We start from the raw sequence: 21,151 nt of genomic DNA, 5'->3' as shown, positions 1-21,151 counted from the left end.
CCGCAAACACCGTTGTTTTTCGACATTTTGCGTACAAGCCGATCTATTAAAACTCCTGAACGGATAATCTTTGTGAGCGTTTCTTCAAAGTTCCTGATGCCAGTGGGGAATAATATATATGATTGCCTGTTACGACGATTGATTTGACCGACCCTTTGGCCAGCTGGACAATCTCCCTGTCCTGCCGCACAAGGAATTCCTCCATGAAAGGAGAAGAACTGGCGCTTTCAATGTCTAATATTGCTATGATATCTTTCGTCCTGACAAGGACCTCTTCACCAACATGCAAATACATTGAGTCCACCTCATTGGATTCTTGACATTTCGCCGGTCTTCACGTTATATGTGGCCGCTTCCCTTAATGTCTGATGGTCAATCCCATCCACACTGGTGGTGGTGACAAAGGTTTGGACTTTCCCCTGGATGGTATTTAATAAATGGGATTGTCGATAATCATCCAGCTCAGACAGGACATCATCAAGCAGGAGGATTGGATACTCACCGATCTCCGCATTGATCAATTCGATTTCAGCCAATTTCACCGATAGTGCGGTCGTCCGCTGCTGTCCCTGGGATCCGAATGTCTGGACATCCCGGCCATTCACGAAAAATTGTAGATCGTCCCGGTGCGGACCAAACATCGTCGTTCCCCGGTCAATCTCTCTTGTCTTTATTTTAGCAAATTTTTCTTCATACACTGCTATCATTTTCGACAAATCATCACCTTCTGATACCTCTGCAGAGGGTTTATAGATGATTTTCAGGTCTTCCAGCCCTCTTGAAATCCCCTGATGGATAGGCAATGCCCATTGTTCAAGCAAATTCAGGAATTCAAACCGCTTCAGGATGATCCTTGCGGCAGCCTGGATAAATTGTTCAGTCAGGATTTCGAGCATGGTGTGGTCTGTCGCTTTTTTGATCTGCAGCTGCTTAAGATAATGATTCCGCTGCTGGAGGATTTTATTGTACTGGCTGATGTCATGCAAATAGACTGCCGATACCTGTCCTATTTCCATATCGACAAATCGTCTTCGTACCTGAGGGCTCCCTTTTACAAGGTTCAGATCCTCTGGTGCAAACATGACGACATTCATGTTGCCAACATACTGGCTTAGCTTGCGCTGCTCCAGATGATTGACTTTTGCTTTTTTGCCTTTTTTGGAAATGACAAGCTGCATGGGCAGCGATCCGTTGCTTTTTTTAATCCGTCCCTCTATTTTAGCATATTCCTCGTCCCAGCGAATCAAATCTTTATCATTTGAGGTCCGGTGTGATTTTGCCATTGCAAGCACATAGATGGATTCCATGACATTTGTTTTCCCCTGGGCATTTTCGCCAAGGATTACATTCACCTTATTTTCAAATGTCGCCTCAAGCCCCTGGTAATTGCGGTAATTCCTTAATTGCAGTTCCTCTATATACATGAACAGTTCATCCTCTGATTATTGCATTATGACGAACTCGCCAAATCCAGGTATTGAAACCTGGTCTCCGGAACGAAGCTTTCTTCCTCTTCGCTGATCTTGTTCACCATTGATAAAAACATCGTGTTCACTTAAAAACCACTTTGCCATTCCGCCGGATTGAATCACATCGGCTAATTTAAGGAACTGGCCAAGCGTAATGTATTCCGTATCGATTTTTATTTCCTCATTCACGATTCTCACCCTTTTCTTCCAAAAGGACTTAATACTTTATTTTACTAAATATTTTCCATAGAAACAAATTTTCTTATTTTTTGCCTTCGGTCCGGGCCTGTTGATCTCCGTTCCAGGCGCTTCGCTTTCCGCAGGGTCTACTTTTCACATATAAAAAAAGCCACCAGCAATAAAACTGGTGGCGTTATGGAATTAGTAAGTTCTTACCGGCAGGATCAGCTGCAGGATGGAATCATCATGAAGCGGACGGATGACGAATGGTCTCATCGCGCCAGTGAAGCTGATCTGAATTTCTGTTCCCTCTAATGCTTTTAGCGCGTCCATCATATATTTAGCACTGAAAGAGATTTTTAGTTCTTCACCATCGATAGACTGGCTCTGGATTTCTTCGACAACAGTACCGATTTCCGGTGTATTGGAAGAAACTTCGATTGCTCCGCCTTCGATTGTGGAAAACTTAACGACATTGTTTCGTCCTTCTCTTGCAAGTAACGACGCACGATCAATGGCATGCAGGAATTCTTTTGTATTCACGACAACGTCTGTTTTGCTTTCAGTCGGAATCAGTCTTCCTGTGTCAGGATAGTTTCCTTCAAGCAATCTTGAGAAGAATAGCAGATGCTTAGCTTTGAATAAAACCTGGTTTTCCGTAATGACGATATCGACTGAATCAGAGCTGTCATCAAGGATTTTACTCAACTCAGTCAAGCTTTTTCCTGGGATGACAACATTGTAGCTCTCAGTATTGTCAGCTTCGAGCCTGGCCTTTCGCAATGCCAGTCTGTGGCTATCTGTTGCAATACAGATCAGTTCATTGTTTTCGACCTTCCAGTTGACACCTGTCAAGATTGGGCGTGTTTCTGAGGTGGACACTGAAAAGACAGTCTGGCGGATCAGGCCTTTTAATAAATCTGTCGGAATCTTGAATACATGCTCTTCCGAAATTTGCGGAAGGTGTGGATACTCTTCTGCATCAAGGCCGTTAAGATTGAATTCAGATTTACCGGAACGGATGATCGTCTGCAGATTATTATGGACTTCGATTTCTACTGTGTCTGTAGGAAGCTTTTTAACGATTTCACTAAAGAAACGCGCCTGCAGAACAATTGATCCAGGCTGTTTGATTTCAACGATTTCATCCCCTGCTTCTTCTTTAGGAATGAAAGATTCAATGGAAATATCAGAATCGCTGCCTGTAAGAGTTACTCCCTCTTCATTGGCGACAATCTTGATACCAGTCAAAATTGGAATTGTTGTTCTGCTTGTTACTGCCTTCATGACGTCCTGGACGCTTTGCAGCAGAAAATCGCGCTGGATAATAAATCTCATTTTTTAGCCTCCGTTTTGGAATATTTTTTTCCTAAAAGCATATATTAATATGTTTTAAAAAAGTAATAGTAGTACTAGTAGGGCCTGTGGATTTGTGGATAAGTGACTTGATCAAAGGAAAGACAGCCTATCCACATGTGGACAGACTGTGCGCAACCAATGACGAGTTATTCACATTATCCTAAACCCTTAATTGTTCATTTATATCTTTTAGCTGCCTTTGCAGATTTGTATCAGTGGAAACCATCTTGGAAATTTTCTCATGTGCATGAATGACCGTTGTATGGTCACGTCCTCCGAATTCTTCCCCGATCTTTGGAAGCGAAAAATCTGTCAGTTCCCTTGATAAGTACATGGCGATTTGCCTAGGATAAGCGACGGATTTTGTCCGTTTCTTTGCTTTGAAATCCTCGAGCTTTACATTGAAATGCTGTCCTACAACCCTTTGTATATCAAGGATCGTAATGACTTTTGGCTTCGAGCTAGGAATGATGTCCTTCAAGGCCTCAGCTGCCAGGTCGGCATTGATATCCTTATTGATGAGAGAAGAATAAGCGACAACCCGGATTAAGGCTCCTTCAAGTTCACGGATGTTGGAGTCAATCTGGTTGGCAATATAAAGCATAACTTCATTCGGGATATCCAATCCCTCTGCCTTTGCTTTTTTGCGCAGGATCGCAATTCTTGTCTCCAAGTCCGGCGGCGTGATATCGGTGATCAAGCCCCATTCGAAACGGGACCTCAGCCTGTCCTCCAGAGTCGGAATTTCTTTTGGCGGACGGTCACTGGAGATGACAATCTGCTTGCTTTCCTCATGCAAGGTATTGAATGTATGGAAAAATTCCTCTTGCGTTTGTTCTTTGCCAGCCAGGAACTGAATATCATCAATAAGCAGGACATCGACATTGCGATATTTATCGCGGAAATCGCCTGCTTTGTTGTCCCTGATTGAATTGATGAATTCATTCGTGAATTTTTCAGATGACAAATAAACCACTTTCGCATTCGGATTATGATCCTGGACGTAGTGCCCGATTGCATGCATCAAGTGGGTTTTACCAAGACCTACGCCCCCATAGATGAATAAAGGGTTATAGGCTTTTGCCGGCGCTTCAGCTACTGCTAGCGACGCCGCGTGGGCGAAACGGTTGCCTGAACCAATGACAAAAGTGTCGAATGTATACTTTGGGTTCAGCATGCTGACTGGCAGATCCGGCGTGTCTTCTTCCTTCTTGACCCTTCTGGGCGGCAAAGGAATATCAAGATCTTCTTGATTCTGGTTTTGGGGAATGATGAATTTAACAGCAAGCTCTTCACCAGTAATTTCATACAAAATGCCGCTGATAAGCTGGGAATAGCGCTCTTCCAGCCAATCGCGGGCAAACTCATTAGGTGCTGTGATCGTAAGGACATCACCCTGGAGCGAATGTGCTTTGGTTGATTTTAGCCATGTATCAAAACTTGGCTTGCTGATCTTTTTCTCGATTTTAGCGAGAGCATTATTCCAGAGATCTGCAATATTCTCCAACAATTTTCCCTCCTTTTCTCGTCAGTTTTATCTCTATGTCTGGCTGCATGTGCAGTGTGATTTTCACATTTAGCCGTTTAGCCAATCTGTATCAGGTCTGTTCGAAAAGCATAAAACGAAAGGTTATACACGTTGTACAACCCTTGATTAATAAATATACGAAACTATTAATGTGGAAAAATATATAATAAGGAAGAAAAGAAGCTTTTCGACAATATCCACTTTCTGTGGACAAACTTTTACAACAGCCCTGAATAACCTATCCACAGCTTATCCACATTTTGTGGATAATTATATTTCTGTCATCGAATTATTAAGAGTGAAAACACAAATATAATATCAGATAATCTAGCATGGTGCAACGCTTTTTCATACATTATCCACAATACACCCTATCTGTGGAGAATAATTGTCCACAGCCAACTGACTTGTGTAAAAGCTGTCAAAAAGGGTTGTGGATAATAAAAAAGGTGTCGATTTTTGTCCACAGGGCTTCGGAAACATGGAAATTTTATAAAATAAAACATATAAAATAAGATTTTCTTTTGAGGGAAAAAATATTCTTTTACCACTAAAAATTAAATTCGGGGATGAAAGGCAGCTGTTTCAAAAAACGATATTTTTTTTAAACTGTGAGCCAGGGAAAAATTCATCGGTGATCTCAAAAGAAGCTGACGGGGAATTCAAATTTTAACTATATGGTAATAAGGTTCTTTTCCTAATAAGCACTTGACAATTTATGCTGCCCCTCTTTATAATTACAAAGACTGTCTGTAACAGCTATTCCTCAGGGAGGTGTAACATATATGAAACGCACTTATCAACCAAATAAGCGTAAACACAGCAAAGTTCACGGATTCCGTGCTCGCATGAGCAGTGCAAATGGCCGTAAGGTTCTTGCTCGCCGTCGTCAAAAAGGAAGAAAAGTATTATCAGCTTAGGCCACTGAAATGTCAGTGGTCTTTTTTCTCTTTGGGCAATACTATTTTGGGAGCCGGGTATACTGGCAAAGTGGCTGTTGGGGATTTATTTTTGGTCATACTGAAAAAAAAATCCCTCTGGCAGCCATGATGATTAGGTCCCGGAATGAAAATTATGGATCCATAGAGAATTGAAGGTGTTATATATGAAAAAAGATTACAGAGTAAAAAAAAATAAAGAATTCCAAGAGGCATTTAAAAAGGGAAGATCTGTTGCTAACCGGCAATTTGTCGTCTATATTTTGAAAAAGCCGGAGCAGGAAAATTTCCGAATCGGCCTGTCTGTCAGCAAAAAAATCGGCAATGCCGTCATGCGCAACCAGATCAAACGTTATATCCGGCAATCCTTCCATGAATTTCAGGACCGGGTCCATAACGGCAACGATTATATCATCATTGCCCGGAAGCCGACTGCCGAAATGGACATGCATGAGGTCAAGAAAAGCCTTGAGCATGTTTTAAAGGTGGGAAAGGTTTTGAAGAAGCCGAAACCTGGAGATAATGATTGAGGCAAAAATATTTGCCGAATTGCATTTTTTAAAAGCGCTTCCCTATAAAAGATGTTAAAATACTTTTGATTGCATTATGCAGCCAGGGTGAAATGTACATAAAATTTGGGACAAACTTTTGAAAATAAATGAACGTATCGGGAAGTTAGGAGGAAATGAAGCTTGAAAAAAAGAATATTATTGATATTGGGCTTGGTGTTAGTGGTGTCATTGCTGACAGGCTGTACAGAGTATAACCAGCCGATTACTCCAGAGAGTAAGGGTTTCTGGAACGAATACATTGTCTATCCATTATCCCTGTTAATCATCAAGATGGCCGAATGGCTTGGTGGAAACTTCGGATTATCGATTATTGCTGTTACTTTGCTGATCCGTTTTGCGATTCTGCCGCTTATGATCAAGCAAACGAAAAGCTCGAAAGCGATGCAGGCATTGCAGCCTGAAATGCAGAAGCTGAAGGAAAAATACAGCTCGAAGGACCAGAAGACACAGCAAAAGCTTCAGCAAGAAACAATGGCACTTTTCCAGCAGCATGGTGTCAATCCGCTTGCAGGCTGTTTCCCGCTGATTGTCCAGATGCCAATCTTGATTGGTTTTTACCACGCGATTTCAAGAACCAGGGAGATTGCTGAACATAATTTCCTATGGTTCGATCTCGGTGCACCGGATCCGTATTATATTCTGCCAGTTGTTGCAGGTATCACTACTTTCATTCAGCAAAAAATGATGATGGCTGGCCAGGAAGGCAATCCGCAAATGGCGATGATGCTTTGGCTGATGCCAATCATGATCGTTGTATTCGCAATCAACTTCCCAGCAGCTCTTTCATTGTACTGGGTAGTAGGTAACTTATTTATGATTGGTCAGACGTACTTTATTAAAGGGCCGGATCTTAAAAAAGCAAAGGCTGCCGGCAATGCGGGAGGAGCAAAAAAGTGAAACAGGTAACTGCTACAGGACAAAATGTCGACGAAGCAGTAGAATCCGCTTTAGCTCAATTAAAGACAACCAAAGACCGCACAGAGATTGATGTAATTGATGAAGGCAAAAAGGGGATTTTCGGACTTTTCGGCACACGCCCGGCTGTCGTCAAAGTGACAGTCAAAATCGATGCTGTTGAAGAAGCCGTGAATTATTTGAAATCGGTTGGCGAAAAAATGGGCGCATCCATCGATGTGGATGTGAAAAAAGAAGGAAAAACAGTCCTATTGACGATGTCGGGTGAAAAAATCGCTTTGCTGATCGGAAAAAGAGGCCAAACACTGAATTCGCTGCAGTTTTTAACGCAGCTTGTGGTGAACCGATATTCTGAACAGTACGCCACTGTTGTACTTGATGCGGAGGATTACCGCCAGCGCAGGAACGATACACTCGTCCAGCTGGCTGAACGCCTGGCACAAAAAGCAGTAAGAACCGGACAAAACGTCGCGCTTGAACCGATGCCTTCGTATGAACGCAAAGTGATTCATACTGCATTGATGTCAAATAAGAAAATCAAAACTTTCTCTGATGGCACCGAGCCGCACAGGCATATTGTTATCGCACCGTCTAAATAAAGAAATGCAACCCGAACCTGGTCCAGGTTCGGGTTTTTTGTTGTTTTTTTATGAAAAATGAACGCTGGCAGCGTAAATAAGCAAGTTTTGATCAAGATTATGATCTGCCAAATCTGGTTATTGGCGAAAAAATGTATTTATTGTCGATTTTCACCGTTTTATTGGCGAAAAAATAATTTTAATGGCGATTTTGAGCTGTTTTTTGGCGAAAATCAGTTTTTATTGGCGACTTGGAAATTTTCCATGCTTTTTACCAGTTTTTCGAATGGCAGGGAAACCTCTTAAAATTCTCGCGAGTTTTTCCACAATGCAAAATTTCCTCGTTTGGTTTTATTGTTATTCACATGTGGATAAGTTAAAATTAAAAGAGTTTATTTTATTCATTGTGGATAATTTGGCGACAGAGAAGATTCCTTTCTTTTTTTCGCTAAACCGATGTGGTATTCTAGTAATTTGTAGAAAACAAACTTCAATCATTTTATATATATACTTTTTAAAAAAGTGGGGTGAAGCATGTGGAATTTGATACGATTGCGGCGATCTCTACGCCGATGGGTGAAGGTGCGATTGCGATTGTGCGTTTAAGCGGGGATCAGGCTTTCGGGATTGCTGACACTCTGTTCAGAGGGGTTGGAAGCAAGAGGCTTAGCGAGGCGGCTTCGCATACGATTCATTATGGCCATCTGATTGAACCAAAAACTGGACAAGTCGCTGAAGAAGTGATGGTCTCCGTCATGAGAGGTCCGAAAACGTTCACGAAAGAAGATGTAGTCGAAATCAACTGCCATGGGGGTCTTGTTTCTGTAAACCGTGTGCTCCAGCTTGTCCTGAATCAGGGGGCGAGACTGGCGGAGCCAGGAGAATTTACAAAACGGGCTTTTTTAAATGGACGGATCGATCTTTCCCAGGCAGAGGCTGTCATCGATTTAATCAGGGCGAAGACGGACCGGGCAATGAATATGGCACTTGGCCAGATGGAAGGGCGCCTTTCAAGACTGATTCAGAAGCTGCGCCAGGAAATTCTCGAAATTCTGGCGCATGTCGAAGTGAATATCGACTATCCGGAGTATGATGATGTTGAGGAAATGACGCATCATATGCTTTTGGAAAAAGCGAACTATGTAAAAGCTGAGCTGGAAAAGCTTTTGCAAACCTCGCAGCAGGGGAAGATCCTCAGGGAGGGGCTTTCTACTGTCATTGTAGGCCGGCCGAATGTAGGGAAATCCTCATTATTGAATAGCCTTGTCCATGAAAATAAAGCGATTGTTACGGATATTCCAGGCACGACCCGTGATGTCATCGAAGAGTATGTCAATGTCCGCGGCGTTCCATTAAGACTTCTTGATACAGCAGGGATTCGTGAGACAGAGGATATCGTAGAACGAATCGGTGTAGAGCGTTCCCGCCAGGTTCTGAAAGAAGCGGATTTGATTTTGCTTGTTCTGAACTATTCGGATGAGCTTTCGGAAGAGGATCGGAACATCTTCAAAGCGGTGGAAGGCATGGATGTCATCGTCATCGTCAACAAAACCGACCTCCCGCAGAAAATCAATATGGACGAAGTGAGGGAGCTTGCGAAGCCATATTCGCTCGTGACGACCTCGCTGCTGGAAGACCAGGGTGTGGACCAGCTTGAAGAAGCGATTTCAAGTCTGTTTTTCTCAGGAGCAATTGAGTCAGGTGATCTCACTTATGTATCCAACAGCCGCCATATCGCCTTGCTTAACCAAGCTGCCCATTCGATTGAAGAAGCGATTAGCGGCGTTGAAATGGGGACGCCAATCGATATCGTCCAGATTGACTTGACGCGTGCATGGGAGCTTCTCGGCGAAATCATTGGTGAAAGTGTTCATGAAAGCTTGATTGACCAGTTATTTTCCCAGTTCTGTCTAGGAAAGTAATTTTCAAAAGGCTCTGTTAAAGCTGAATGTTTATATTTGCCCTGTTGATTGTAGTGGAAGGCGCGTAGACTCCTGCGGGCGCAGCTGGTCAGGTGAGACCCCGCAGGAGCAAAGCGACGAGGAGGCTCAGCGCCAGCCCCGCGGAAAGCGAAGCGCCTGGAACGAAAATCAACAGCCTTGTTTAACAGAGCTATACAATTGCAAATAAAGAAATTATTTTGTGAAAATATTCTATATAATACGTTTCTCGAAAACAGAAAATTGATCATAGAACAATAATACTATGGATTTTTACAGTGGATAGCTTTAAAGCAGCATAAAAGGAGGCAGCAGGATGGGTTATGAAGCCGGGAATTTTGATGTGGTTGTAGTGGGTGCCGGCCATGCAGGTGTTGAGGCAGCACTTGCGCCGGCACGGATGGGTGCGAAAACAGCGATGATTACCATCAACCTTGATATGATTGCGTTCATGCCGTGCAATCCGTCAATCGGCGGACCTGCAAAGGGAATCGTTGTGCGCGAAATTGACGCTCTTGGCGGCGAAATGGGCCGCAATATTGATAAAACCTACATCCAGATGAGGATGTTGAATACCGGTAAGGGACCTGCCGTACGTGCGCTGCGGGCCCAGGCCGATAAATTTGATTATCAGAATGAAATGAAGAAGACGCTTGAAAATCAAAAGAACCTCACATTGATACAGGGCATGGTGGAGCGCCTGATTGTGGAAGACGGTGAATGTAAAGGGGTCATTACGAAGACTGGGGCCATTTACCGTGCGAAAACAGTCGTCATCACGACTGGTACGTATATGCGCGGGGAAATCATCCTTGGTGAATTGAAATATTCAAGCGGCCCGAACAACCAGCAGCCATCGATCAAGCTTTCAGAGCATCTCGAGGAACTTGGTTTTGACCTGGTACGTTTTAAAACTGGTACGCCGCCGCGGGTTCACAGCGATACAATTGATTATTCTAAAACAGAAATACAGCCTGGTGATGATGTCCACCGTGCTTTTTCCTATGAAACGACGAAATACATTACGGACCAGCTACCTTGCTGGCTGACATATACGAATGAGCGCACACACCAGTTGATTGATGATAATCTTCATCGTTCACCGATGTATTCCGGAATGATCAAGGGTACTGGACCGCGCTATTGCCCGTCCATCGAGGATAAGGTCGTCCGCTTCAATGACAAGCCGCGCCACCAAATTTTCCTTGAGCCGGAAGGAAGGAACACTCAGGAAGTGTATGTGCAGGGACTATCAACCAGCTTGCCGGAAGAAGTCCAGCATAAGATCCTTCAGACCATTCCAGGCCTTGAAAAAGTCGAGATGATGCGTGCCGGCTATGCAATTGAGTATGATGCTGTCGTGCCGACGCAGCTATGGCCGACATTGGAAACAAAATTGATCAAGAATCTTTATACTGCAGGCCAAATCAATGGTACTTCAGGGTATGAAGAGGCTGCCGGACAGGGAATCATGGCCGGGATCAATGCCGGCAGAAAGGCTCTGGACAAGGAAGAAGTCATCCTCAGCCGCGCCGATGCCTATATTGGCGTGTTGATTGATGATCTTGTGACAAAAGGAACGAACGAACCCTACCGTCTGCTGACATCGAGAGCGGAATACCGCTTGCTTCTGCGCCACGATAATGCAGATCTTCGCTTAACCGAAAAAGGTTACGAGATCGGCCTGATCACCGAAGAACGATACCAGAAGTTCCTGGCGAAAAAAGAGGCAATCGAAGCGGAGAAAAAACGACTTCAGTCCATCATCATCAAACCTTCAGCCGAGGTCCAGGAATTGATTCGATCGCTTGGCGGCAGTGAGTTGAAGGATGGAATCCGCGCATCAGACCTTCTGAAGCGTCCGGAAGTTTCATATGAGCATATCAAGCAGCTCGTGCCTGCTGATGGAGAGCTCGATTTTGAAATAGAAGAACAAACAGAAATCCAAATTAAATATGAGGGATATATCGAAAAATCGCTTCAGCAGGTTGAGAGGCTGAAGAAGATGGAAGATAAGAAAATCCCTGAAAATATCGACTATGATGCAATTTCAGGACTGGCGACAGAAGCACGCCAAAAACTGAAAGAGGTCCAGCCGCTGACTTTGGCGCAGGCATCGAGAATCTCAGGTGTAAACCCTGCAGATATTTCCATTCTGCTCGTGTATCTTGAACAGGGCCGTATTGCACGGATCAAGTAGTAACCATCAGAAAGGGTTGGCTTATGAATACAGATCAATTTAAAGCGTTGCTCGCTGAAAAGGGGATTGAGCTTTCCCAGAGGCAAATGGAGCAATATGAAACCTATTACCGAATGCTCGTCGAGTGGAATGAAAAAATGAATTTAACTGCTATTACGGAAAAGCCGGATGTGTACTTGAAACATTTTTATGATTCCGTTTCAGCCGCTTTCTATTTTGATTTCAATAAGCCGCTCGATTTATGCGATGTTGGTGCAGGTGCCGGCTTCCCGAGCATTCCGATTAAAATTGCCTTTCCGGAAATCAAGGTCACGATCGTTGATTCGCTGAACAAGCGGATAACGTTTCTTGAACAGCTTTCCAAAGAACTGGGTCTTGAGGGGACAACCTTCATCCATGACCGCGCAGAAACTTTCGGACAAAACCCGGCATATCGTGAAAAATATGAAGTGGTAATGGCGAGGGCTGTCGCAAGAATGTCCGTACTGAGTGAACTTTGCCTTCCTCTTGCGAAAGTTGGCGGAACCTTCATCGCCATGAAGGGCAATCAGGCTGGGGAAGAACTCCAGGCTGGCGAAAAAGCGATCTCTGTTCTTGGAGGAAAACTTGAATCTACTCATTCTTTCACTTTGCCAGTGGAAGAAAGTGAACGGAATATTTTAATCATAAACAAACAAAAGCCAACACCTAAGAAGTACCCAAGAAAACCAGGGACTCCGAATAAAACGCCAATCGAATAACGATGCTGTTCCTGATCGTGCACCCCGGACGCCGGTCAGGAGCGCAGAGTTTATCGAAATATAGATATCAAACGTGCTGGCTTGCGCTTTTTGTTCTATTTTGAAAAATAGATTTAGTTTATAATAGAGTCTATAGGCAGGAACTTGTCATTTTTATAGAGAATATGTAATAGGGAGTTCATAAAGGTGGTGTAGGGTGATGAAGCCTTCTTTTTCGCGCTTTTTTGGCCTTGGGGAAAAGGAAAAAGAACGGAACCAAGTGGAAGAACCGAACCAAATGGAAGAACAAACGGTTGAGGATTTTGACAACATAGAAAACGAAGAAATCAAGAAAATTCCGATTGACCATATTATTCCAAACAGATACCAGCCAAGAACTGTTTTTGATGATGAAAAGATTGAAGAATTGGCCCGTACCATTCACATACATGGAGTAATCCAGCCAATCGTCGTACGGGAATATGATCAGGACCGATTTGAAATCATTGCCGGGGAACGCCGCTGGCGGGCGATGAAAAAGCTTGAATGGGAAGAAGTTCCGGCAATCGTTAAAAACCTGTCTGATTCCGAAACGGCATCTGTGGCCTTGATTGAGAACCTTCAGCGGGAGGAACTGTCACCGATTGAAGAAGCAATGGCTTATGGGAAATTGCTGGAAATCCATAATCTCACACAGGAAGCACTGGCACAAAGACTCGGGAAAGGTCAATCGACAGTGGCGAATAAGCTGCGGTTGCTGAAGCTTCCACAGGAAGTACAGGATGCACTTTTAAATAAATTGATCACAGAGCGTCATGCACGTTCGCTCATTCCATTGAAAAATCCTGAATTACAGGTACAGGTACTGGCTGAGGTCATTGAGAAATCCTTCAATGTCAAGCAAACGGAAGAACGTGTGGTCAAGCTCCTGAGTCAAGGGGAAGAAAAACCAAAACCGAAACGGAAAGCATTCAGCAAGGACATGAGGATTGCCGTCAATACAATCCGTCAATCGCTGACCATGGTTTCCGACAGCGGCATCAATCTCGACTCGGAAGAAGAAGAGTTCGAGGAATTTTACCAATTCACGATCCGCATACCTAAAAAGAAATAAATATTGAAAGTGGGGGACAAGCTGTCTCCTGCTTTTTTGTTTTTAGTAGAAAACCCTTCATCCCACCTGCCATAACGATTACTGAACATACTAGAATCCAATTCTGGTTTACTATTTTCACAGTGGTATTACTTTTTCATAAAAATTCTATCAACTGTCAGAATTCATGATAAAATAGAATACATGATTGCTTTTTTCGGCATGACGCTGGAAAAAGCCTTATTTTACTTATGTGCTTGGAAAAGCTGAATAGGATTTTTACGGGTTTGAAAGAAGGTGACAATGTGGGGAAAATCATCGCGATTGCGAATCAAAAGGGTGGAGTTGGCAAGACGACGACATCGGTGAATCTCGGTGCATGCCTGGCATACATAGGGAAAAAGGTGCTGCTTGTCGATACAGATCCTCAGGGAAATGCGACGAGCGGGGTAGGCATAGAAAAAGCGGATGTTGAACAATGCATTTATGATGTACTGGTAGATGATGTGGAAGCAGGTAAGGTGATCCATCCTACCGCGGTCGAGAATCTATATACGATTCCTGCGACCATCCAGCTGGCTGGAGCAGAAATTGAGCTTGTTCCTACCATTTCGAGGGAGGTTCGCCTGAAGCGGGCTCTCGAGGAAGTGAAAGACCGATTTGATTATATTATCATAGACTGTCCGCCATCACTTGGACTATTGACTCTGAATGCTTTGACGGCTTCAGATGCGGTCATCATTCCGGTACAATGCGAGTATTATGCGCTTGAAGGACTGAGCCAGCTTCTGAATACGGTTCGTCTTGTACAGAAGCATTTGAACCAGGATTTGAAAATTGAAGGTGTCTTGCTGACGATGCTCGATGCACGTACGAATCTCGGTCTGCAAGTGATTGAGGAAGTGAAGAAGTACTTCCAGGACAAGGTTTACCAGACGATCATTCCCCGGAACGTCCGTCTGAGTGAAGCTCCCAGCCATGGAGAGCCAATTATCATTTATGATCCAAAATCCCGCGGAGCAGAGGTTTATTTAGATCTTGCAAAGGAAGTGGTTGCAAATGGCTAAAGGCTTAGGTAAGGGATTGAATGCCTTCTTCAACATGGAAGCGGAAAAGGAAGAAAAGGTCCAGGAAATAAGCATCAAGGAAATCAGACCCAATCCATATCAACCACGAAAAGTTTTTGAACCGGAAGCGATTGAGGAATTGAAGCTTTCCATTCTGGAGCATGGAATCCTCCAGCCAATCATTCTCAGGAAAACGATTAAAGGCTATGAAATCGTCGTAGGGGAGAGGCGTTACCGTGCTGCGAAAGAAGCCAGGCTGGAAACTGTCCCGGCAGTCGTCCGTGAGCTGAATGAACAGCAAATGATGGAGCTTGCTGTGCTGGAAAACCTTCAACGTGAAGATTTGAATCCGATCGAAGAGGGAATTGCCTATCAAACGTTGATCGAGAAGCTGAAGATCACACAGGAAGAGCTGGCGAAAAGACTGGGCAAAAGCCGGCCGCATCTGGCAAACCATATCCGTTTGCTGTCGCTGCCGCCAAAAATCCAGCAGCTTATTTCAGAAGGGAAAATCTCAATGGGACACGGCCGTGCGCTTCTTGGCTTAAGGAAGAAAGACAAGCTTCCTGTCCTTGTCGATAAAATCCTTAAAGAAGGCATGAATGTACGGAAGCTTGAACAGCTGATCCAGGAAATGAACGAGGTCGTTCCACGTGAAACGAAAACTGAAAAAGTGACCAAGGACGTATTTATCCGCGAGCGAGAAACTACGCTTCGTGAACGGTTTGGCACTACGGTTAACATCAAGCAATCCAAAAACAAAGGGAAAATTGAAATTGAGTTTTTCTCTAAAGATGATCTGGAACGAATCCTTGAATTATTAGACAAGCAAAATTCCTAAGCTATCATTTTGATGGCTTCTTTTTTTACATAGGCTTTTCGTGTTCGGTTGCCTTACAGCTTTCAATTCTTCATAACGAAGTTGCATAGCAACATTACTGCGAAATATGCCTTACATAACTAAAACTGAAAATGGGTGAACAATATGTTTTTACTTGGCACCTTGGTGAATGGTTTATTGATCATCATCGGGACTTTATTAGGCAGGCTGCTGACGAAAATCCCGGAAAATATGAAGGCCACTGTCATGCATGGCATCGGGCTTGCCGTTATGGTTCTGGGCCTGCAGATGGGCTTTAAGAGCTCTAATTTCCTGATCGTCATCTTAAGTCTGGTGATCGGTGCAGTGCTCGGGGAAGCGTGGAAGCTTGAGGATAGGCTGAATGCTGTCGGAGATTGGCTTGAAAGAAGGATTGGCTCAAAAGGGGAAGGCAGCATCTCACAGGGGTTCGTGACGGCGACGTTGATTTTTGTCATTGGAGCAATGGCGATTATCGGCGCACTCGATAGCGGGATCCGCGGTGACCATGACGTCTTATATACGAAAGCAATCATTGATGGCTTCACGGCACTCATCCTGACCACAACACTAGGTATTGGGGTACTTTTTTCAGCGATTCCTGTCATGCTCTATCAGGGAACCATTGCATTATTTGCAACACAAATCGATAAGCTGATTCCGCAAGCATTGATGGACAGCTTCATCCTTGAGCTGACCGCAACAGGCGGGGTCATGATTTTTGCCATCGGCTTGAACATGATTGGTCTTACTAAGATCAGGGTTGCGAATCTCCTTCCCGGTATACTGGTGACTGCTGTCCTTGTGACGATTTCACATTATATGATCGGAGTTTGAGGCGCGAGTTCCTTGGTCTTGCCGCCAAACTCGTTGAATGTCACACTCTTAAGGGGTGGGTGGCATAAAATTACGCCGGGAGATCACTCCCGGCGTTTTATACTATCGTCATTCCGCAACTGTAGGCTGTTCAGCTTCAAGGTCCCAATTCAGCTTGGGCCAATCCTGTTTTCTGGATCGTTGCTGGCTGCTCTCGAAAATGCCGTTCGCAATCGTTTTGGCCATTTTTAATACGAGATTCAATCGGGTGTTTTGTAAAACGAAGAACTCCATGAACCCGCTGACATTGACGATCCCGGTAATATGCATATCCCCGACCTCCGGCAGCTCCTTGTTCACTCCGGCGCCAGGCTTGACAGGCCCATTGGCTACCTGGATCGAGCCGACGCTTTTCAAACGGCCAAGACATGCGTCTATGCCGATGATGAATGGATTGAGGTGTTTTTGCTTGATTTCCGTCAGTTTGGCATCCATATTGACAGCATGAATCGGATCATCGAGCGTCCCATACACATGGTAAGGAGTGATATCCTTTTCTTCCAGCAGTGTTCCGATCAGCGGACCCAATGAATCACCGGTAGAGCGGTCAGTTCCAATGCAGACAAAAACAATGGGCCTGGTGCTGAAACTAGGAAGAAGGTCCAGGATTTCAGAAGCCAGCTTCTCGGCCGCCAGCTCATCCTCATGATTGATTTTCGCCACACTGTTTTTCCGCTCGAAAAAATGGTTTTTGAGATTCATTGGATCAACTCCTTAAAATTCGTACTATCAGTATACGGACTTTATTTGTAATCTATACATACCTGTAAACAGAAAGATCTAAACAAGGTCTTTTGGAGCAGTGAATCTTTTATAGAGGTATAAGGTCTTATTTTTACCAACGCAGGTTTTTGATGTTATCGGCCCTTTCAAAAAGCATTGATGTTATATTAATATAATGAAATATGAAGGACCAATCTTTTTTCGATTGAAGTTGTGCCATCGGGCAAACAGTCTTCTTTATCTACATTATAAAACTTGTTAAAATGAATGTGTTTGTATGAAATTTTCTACTTTGTTACATAACGTTTGATAGATGGATGAATTTAACGGGCAGGTGTAAAAATGACGAAAACAGAAGAGAGTCTGACTAGAACACAGGCGTTTTTAAATAAAATGAGTCAAAAGCTAATGGATGAAGAACTCTGGTTTGCCATTGGGGAAAGTACCCTGAAAATCATTGCAATCCTGATCATCTCTGGATTGCTAATCCGAATTGGCAAGCTTGCGATTCATAATTTTTTCAGGATTAGAACGAAGGGGCCGATAAGGGTTTCGGAGCGGCGGGAAACCACGCTGCAGAAGCTGCTTGAAAATATTCTCACGTATGTGGTCTACTTTATTTCTATTATGACAATCCTGTCTGCTTTGACCATTGATGTCAAGGCCATGCTCGCTGGTGCAGGGATTGTCGGTTTGGCCGTCGGTTTCGGGGCGCAGAGTCTTGTGAAAGACATTATCACCGGTTTCTTTATTATTTTTGAAGATCAGTTTTCAGTGGGCGATTATGTAAGAATTGGCCAATTTGAAGGAACGGTGGAGGAAATCGGGCTGCGGACGACGAAGATTAAAAGCTTTACAGGGGAAATTAATATTTTGCCCAATGGAAGCATCGTAGAAGTCACCAATTTCTCGCTATATAACAGTGTTTCGGTCCTGGACATCGGAATTGCTTATGAAGGGGATATTGAATACGCTGAAAAAGTACTGCAGGAATATCTGGAAACGACGACAGAAAAGTATCCTGAATTGGTGAAGACACCAGAGCTTTTAGGTGTCCAGCAATTTGGGGCCTCAGAGGTAGTGCTGCGGATCGTCGCAGAAACCCTGCCAATGAAGCACTGGTATATCGGAAGACAGCTGCGCAAGGACATCAAGCTGCTTCTTGACCAGCACGGAATTGAGATACCATTCCCAAGAATGGTCATGTACTCACGCCAGGAAGGCGGAGAGCAGAAAGAATTCGGTAACTAAACAAGGAGGTTTTGAAATTGGAGCATGAGTTTCAACTGAATGATGTTGTTGAAATGAAAAAACCACATCCTTGCGGCACCAACAAGTGGAAAATCATCCGTCTTGGCATGGATATCCGAATCAAATGTGAAGGCTGCGAGCACAGTGTCTTAATTCCACGAAAAGAGTTCACACGAAAAGTGAAGAAGGTTTTATCGAAGCAGGGAGAATAATCCTGCTTCTTTTTTTATCAATATTGTATTATCCTTATTATTAAAATTAATGAACGATATAGAGAAGCAGTGGGGAGATGAGGAAATGGCAACAGTACATCATTCAGCCTGTCCGTTGAATTGCTGGGACAGCTGCGGGTTCCTTGTTACCGTGGAGGACGGAAAAGTAACAAAGGTTGAAGGCAATCCCGAGCACCCTATTACCCAGGGGAAAATTTGCGGCCGCGGCAGGATGCTTGAGAACAGGGCGAATTCTGAAGATCGATTGCTTTATCCACTGAAAAAAGTCGAAGGAAGATTCAAGCAGATTTCATGGGAGCAGGCGTTAGATGAAATTGCTGAAAAACTGGCCTTTTATAAAGAAAACTTCGGGACCATTTCCGTTTTGCACAGCCATGATTATTCCAACAGTGGTTTACTTTCCAATTTAGACAGCCGCTTTTTCAATCTTTATGGCGGAGTGACTGAATTGACAGGTTCAATCTGCTGGGGGTCCGGTATTGAAGCACAGAACTGGGATTTCGGTGATGCGTACAGCCATGCGCCTGAGGATTTGAAAAATAGCAAGCATGTCGTCATCTGGGGCAGGAATGTCGCACGGACGAATATGCATCTTTTTCAAAACCTGCAGGCTGTGAAAAAGAATGGCACGAAGATATATGTCATTGATCCAATTTATAATGCAACTGCCAAGCTGGCGAATGAATATATCTCCATTAAGCCTGGATTTGACGGGCTTTTAGCGGCGGGAATCATGAAGGAATTGCTCCGGATGGAACTGCAGGATTTTGAGTTTTTGGCAAATCAGACTGTTGGGTTCGAAGACTTGAAGGACATCCTGGATAGTGTGACGTTAGATTATATCAGCGAAGTGACAGAGGTTCCGGCCGAAGTCATCACCCATCTTGCCGAGGTTTATGCTGACCGCCCAGTTTCCACGATCATGGGTCTGGGAATGCAGCGCTATGAAAATGGCGGCAACACGATCAGGCTGCTAGACGCACTGGTCGCAATCAGCGGCAATATCGGAATTGCCGGCGGCGGAGCCAATTATGCCAACAAACAGGTAGGGCAGAGCTTTGACTATCAGAACATGATGATGCCTGAACGGAAAAAGTCATTGCGTACGTTCACGATGATGAGACAGGCCGAGGAGATTCTTAGCGCTGTCAATCCAGAAATTAAAATGGGAATTGTCACTTGCGGCAACCCGCTGACGCAGGTTCCTGATACAAATCGGGTTCGAGAGGCTTTTGAATCACTCGAAACTCTTGTCGTGATCGACCAGTTCATGACGGATACAGCTGAACTTGCTGATTATGTTCTGCCAGCTGCTACCGCTTTTGAAGTGGAGGATGTATATTATTCGTCGATGTACCATCATTATGTGAACCATGGTCCCAAGCTTGTTGAACCGCCAGGTGAGGCAAAGCCAGACGCCTGGATCTGGGGAGAACTGGCAACGAGATTAGGGTTTGGAGACGAATTCAATTTTACCAGGGAAGAATTCATCGGAATGGGGCTCGCATCCTTGGCTGAAAAGGGAATCAGCCTTGATAAAATTCGTGTCGAAAAGTTCGCTGAGTTACCCGTCGATAAAATTCCCTGGGCAGACAGAAGCTTTAAAACGCCGAGCGGCAAGTATGAATTCACTTCATCCGCCGTTGCAGACGGCAAAATCAAGCTGTCGCTCCCGACAGAAACAAAATGGACCAATCCCAAGCTTGCTGAAAAATACCCTTATACATTGCTGACAATTCACCCGCTGCGTTCGAACCATTCGCAGCATTTCCACCTGTTCCAGCCAGAACCATATGTAAAAGTGGAAATCGCCGAAAGCGTCGCTGCCGAAAAAGGCTTGAAGGACCAGGACCATGTGCGTGTATGGAATGACAGAGGAGAAGTGAAAGGGACCGTTTCGATTTTTAAAATGGCCCATCCGGGAACGGTGAATATAGATGAAGGCTTGAGCGCCAGATTCGGCGGCTCAGTCAACCAGCTGACATCCAGTCGGGAATCAGACAACGGCCTAGGCAGCACCCTTTATGATTGCCTGGTGAATATTGAAAAGGTAGATAAAGAATGATGGCCGCACTTTGATAGGGTGCGGTTTTTCTTTTTGGTGAAGAGCAGCAATACATATGAGCTCTTGGTTATTCATTGGAAAACGTATCAGGAAAGATACCCTTATGCGCGCATTTGGATCTCTATAAGGGCACCATTCAGGCAGAAAGATACCCTTATGGAGGCCTTTTCAGCTCTATAAGTGCACCATTCAAGCGGAAAGATACCAATATGCAGGGAGTTCCATCTCTATAAGGGCACCATTTAGGCGGAAAGATACCCTTATGCAGGCATTTTCAGCTCTATAAGTGCACCATTCAAGTGGAAAGATACCCTTATGCAGGGAGTTCCATCTCTATAAGGGCACCATTTAGGCGAAAAGATATCCTTATGCAGGCATTTTCAGCTCTATAAGGGCACCATTCAAGTGGAAAGATACCCTTATGCAGGGAGTTCCATCTCTATAAGGGCACCATTCAGTCGGAAAGATACCCTTATGCAAGCAAATCCACCGCCATAAGAGTACCAAGCAGCTTGCGATTTTTTACAAGCTTGTCTTTTCCCCCTGTAATCTCTATAATTGTGAGAGGAAAAAATCGTTTAGGTGA

General features: G+C 44.2%; 20 protein-coding genes. 14 read left to right on the top strand and 6 right to left on the bottom strand.

The features are described from left to right. Nucleotides 1-46: 46 nt before the first annotated feature. From remB to dnaA, 5 genes are all read right to left on the bottom strand, one after another. On the bottom strand, nt 47-295 hold the full coding sequence (gene remB, locus J7E38_RS15165; protein WP_214705315.1) for an extracellular matrix regulator RemB: 249 nt from the start codon (nt 293-295) through the stop codon (nt 47-49). A gap of 10 nt (nt 296-305) precedes the next feature. Next, the gene (recF, locus tag J7E38_RS15160) at nt 306-1,424 is read right to left on the bottom strand and encodes a DNA replication/repair protein RecF (protein WP_214705314.1); all 1,119 of its coding nucleotides are present in this window, start codon (nt 1,422-1,424) and stop codon (nt 306-308) included. 18 nt (nt 1,425-1,442) lie between these two features. Next, nucleotides 1,443-1,658, bottom strand: a complete 216-nt coding sequence (gene yaaA / locus J7E38_RS15155; protein WP_214705313.1) for a S4 domain-containing protein YaaA — start codon at nt 1,656-1,658, stop codon at nt 1,443-1,445. Nucleotides 1,659-1,850: 192 nt separating this feature from the next. Beyond that, complete coding sequence (dnaN, locus tag J7E38_RS15150) at nt 1,851-2,987, bottom strand: DNA polymerase III subunit beta (RefSeq protein ID WP_214705312.1); 1,137 nt, start codon at nt 2,985-2,987, stop codon at nt 1,851-1,853. 181 nt (nt 2,988-3,168) lie between these two features. Continuing rightward, on the bottom strand, nt 3,169-4,515 hold the full coding sequence (gene dnaA, locus J7E38_RS15145; protein ID WP_214705311.1) for a chromosomal replication initiator protein DnaA: 1,347 nt from the start codon (nt 4,513-4,515) through the stop codon (nt 3,169-3,171). Nucleotides 4,516-5,321: 806 nt separating this feature from the next. Between dnaA and rpmH the strand changes: the two genes are divergently transcribed. The 11 genes from rpmH to J7E38_RS15090 all read left to right on the top strand — a co-directional run bounded on the left by rpmH (nt 5,322) and on the right by J7E38_RS15090 (nt 16,254). After that, on the top strand, nt 5,322-5,456 hold the full coding sequence (gene rpmH, locus J7E38_RS15140; protein WP_144479452.1) for a 50S ribosomal protein L34: 135 nt from the start codon (nt 5,322-5,324) through the stop codon (nt 5,454-5,456). Nucleotides 5,457-5,641: 185 nt separating this feature from the next. Beyond that, complete coding sequence (rnpA, locus tag J7E38_RS15135) at nt 5,642-6,004, top strand: ribonuclease P protein component (RefSeq protein WP_214705310.1); 363 nt, start codon at nt 5,642-5,644, stop codon at nt 6,002-6,004. Between the two features lie 162 nt (nt 6,005-6,166). Continuing rightward, nucleotides 6,167-6,943: a YidC family membrane integrase SpoIIIJ gene (gene spoIIIJ, locus J7E38_RS15130; protein WP_214705309.1), complete on the top strand. Its 777-nt coding sequence runs from the start codon at nt 6,167-6,169 to the stop codon at nt 6,941-6,943. Then, nucleotides 6,940-7,560, top strand: coding sequence for an RNA-binding cell elongation regulator Jag/EloR (jag, locus tag J7E38_RS15125; protein ID WP_214705308.1), 621 nt, complete (start codon nt 6,940-6,942; stop codon nt 7,558-7,560). The genes spoIIIJ and jag overlap by 4 nt, the downstream gene beginning before the upstream one ends. A 515-nt stretch (nt 7,561-8,075) precedes the next feature. After that, nucleotides 8,076-9,461: a tRNA uridine-5-carboxymethylaminomethyl(34) synthesis GTPase MnmE gene (gene mnmE / locus J7E38_RS15120; protein WP_214705307.1), complete on the top strand. Its 1,386-nt coding sequence runs from the start codon at nt 8,076-8,078 to the stop codon at nt 9,459-9,461. Between the two features lie 334 nt (nt 9,462-9,795). Next, complete coding sequence (gene mnmG / locus J7E38_RS15115) at nt 9,796-11,679, top strand: tRNA uridine-5-carboxymethylaminomethyl(34) synthesis enzyme MnmG (protein ID WP_214705306.1); 1,884 nt, start codon at nt 9,796-9,798, stop codon at nt 11,677-11,679. A 23-nt stretch (nt 11,680-11,702) separates the two neighbouring features. Further along, complete coding sequence (gene rsmG / locus J7E38_RS15110; RefSeq protein WP_214705305.1) at nt 11,703-12,419, top strand: 16S rRNA (guanine(527)-N(7))-methyltransferase RsmG; 717 nt, start codon at nt 11,703-11,705, stop codon at nt 12,417-12,419. A 199-nt stretch (nt 12,420-12,618) separates the two neighbouring features. Next, nucleotides 12,619-13,512, top strand: a complete 894-nt coding sequence (gene noc / locus J7E38_RS15105) for a nucleoid occlusion protein (protein ID WP_215038670.1) — start codon at nt 12,619-12,621, stop codon at nt 13,510-13,512. Nucleotides 13,513-13,796: 284 nt separating this feature from the next. After that, nucleotides 13,797-14,558, top strand: a complete 762-nt coding sequence (locus J7E38_RS15100; RefSeq protein ID WP_144479437.1) for a ParA family protein — start codon at nt 13,797-13,799, stop codon at nt 14,556-14,558. Beyond that, nucleotides 14,551-15,399 carry a ParB/RepB/Spo0J family partition protein gene (locus tag J7E38_RS15095; RefSeq protein WP_214705303.1) on the top strand — a complete coding sequence of 283 codons (849 nt, stop codon included), beginning with the start codon at nt 14,551-14,553 and terminating at the stop codon, nt 15,397-15,399. Before J7E38_RS15100 ends, J7E38_RS15095 begins: the two co-directional genes overlap by 8 nt. Nucleotides 15,400-15,543: 144 nt before the next feature. After that, entirely contained in the window at nt 15,544-16,254 is a 711-nt protein-coding gene (locus J7E38_RS15090; protein WP_214705302.1) for a DUF554 domain-containing protein, read from the top strand. 108 nt (nt 16,255-16,362) lie between these two features. On the opposite strand, the gene yyaC is transcribed toward J7E38_RS15090, so the two are convergent. Beyond that, nucleotides 16,363-16,995: a spore protease YyaC gene (yyaC, locus tag J7E38_RS15085; RefSeq protein ID WP_214705301.1), complete on the bottom strand. Its 633-nt coding sequence runs from the start codon at nt 16,993-16,995 to the stop codon at nt 16,363-16,365. 363 nt (nt 16,996-17,358) lie between these two features. Between yyaC and J7E38_RS15080 the strand changes: the two genes are divergently transcribed. The 3 genes from J7E38_RS15080 (at nt 17,359) to J7E38_RS15070 (ending at nt 20,565) form a co-directional block, all read left to right on the top strand. Then, nucleotides 17,359-18,267 carry a mechanosensitive ion channel family protein gene (locus tag J7E38_RS15080; RefSeq protein WP_214705300.1) on the top strand — a complete coding sequence of 303 codons (909 nt, stop codon included), beginning with the start codon at nt 17,359-17,361 and terminating at the stop codon, nt 18,265-18,267. 17 nt (nt 18,268-18,284) lie between these two features. Then, nucleotides 18,285-18,479, top strand: coding sequence for a DUF951 domain-containing protein (locus tag J7E38_RS15075; RefSeq protein ID WP_079505969.1), 195 nt, complete (start codon nt 18,285-18,287; stop codon nt 18,477-18,479). Nucleotides 18,480-18,564: 85 nt separating this feature from the next. Then, nucleotides 18,565-20,565 (top strand): molybdopterin-dependent oxidoreductase, encoded by a 2,001-nt coding sequence (locus J7E38_RS15070; protein ID WP_214705299.1) that lies wholly within the window; start codon nt 18,565-18,567, stop codon nt 20,563-20,565. Nucleotides 20,566-21,151 lie beyond the last annotated feature (586 nt).

The organism is Bacillus sp. ISL-35, from assembly GCF_018613355.1.
GTDB lineage: Bacteria > Bacillota > Bacilli > Bacillales > Cytobacillaceae > Mesobacillus.
Note: the sequence above shows the minus strand (reverse complement) of the source record. Positions and strands in the feature narration are given on the sequence as shown.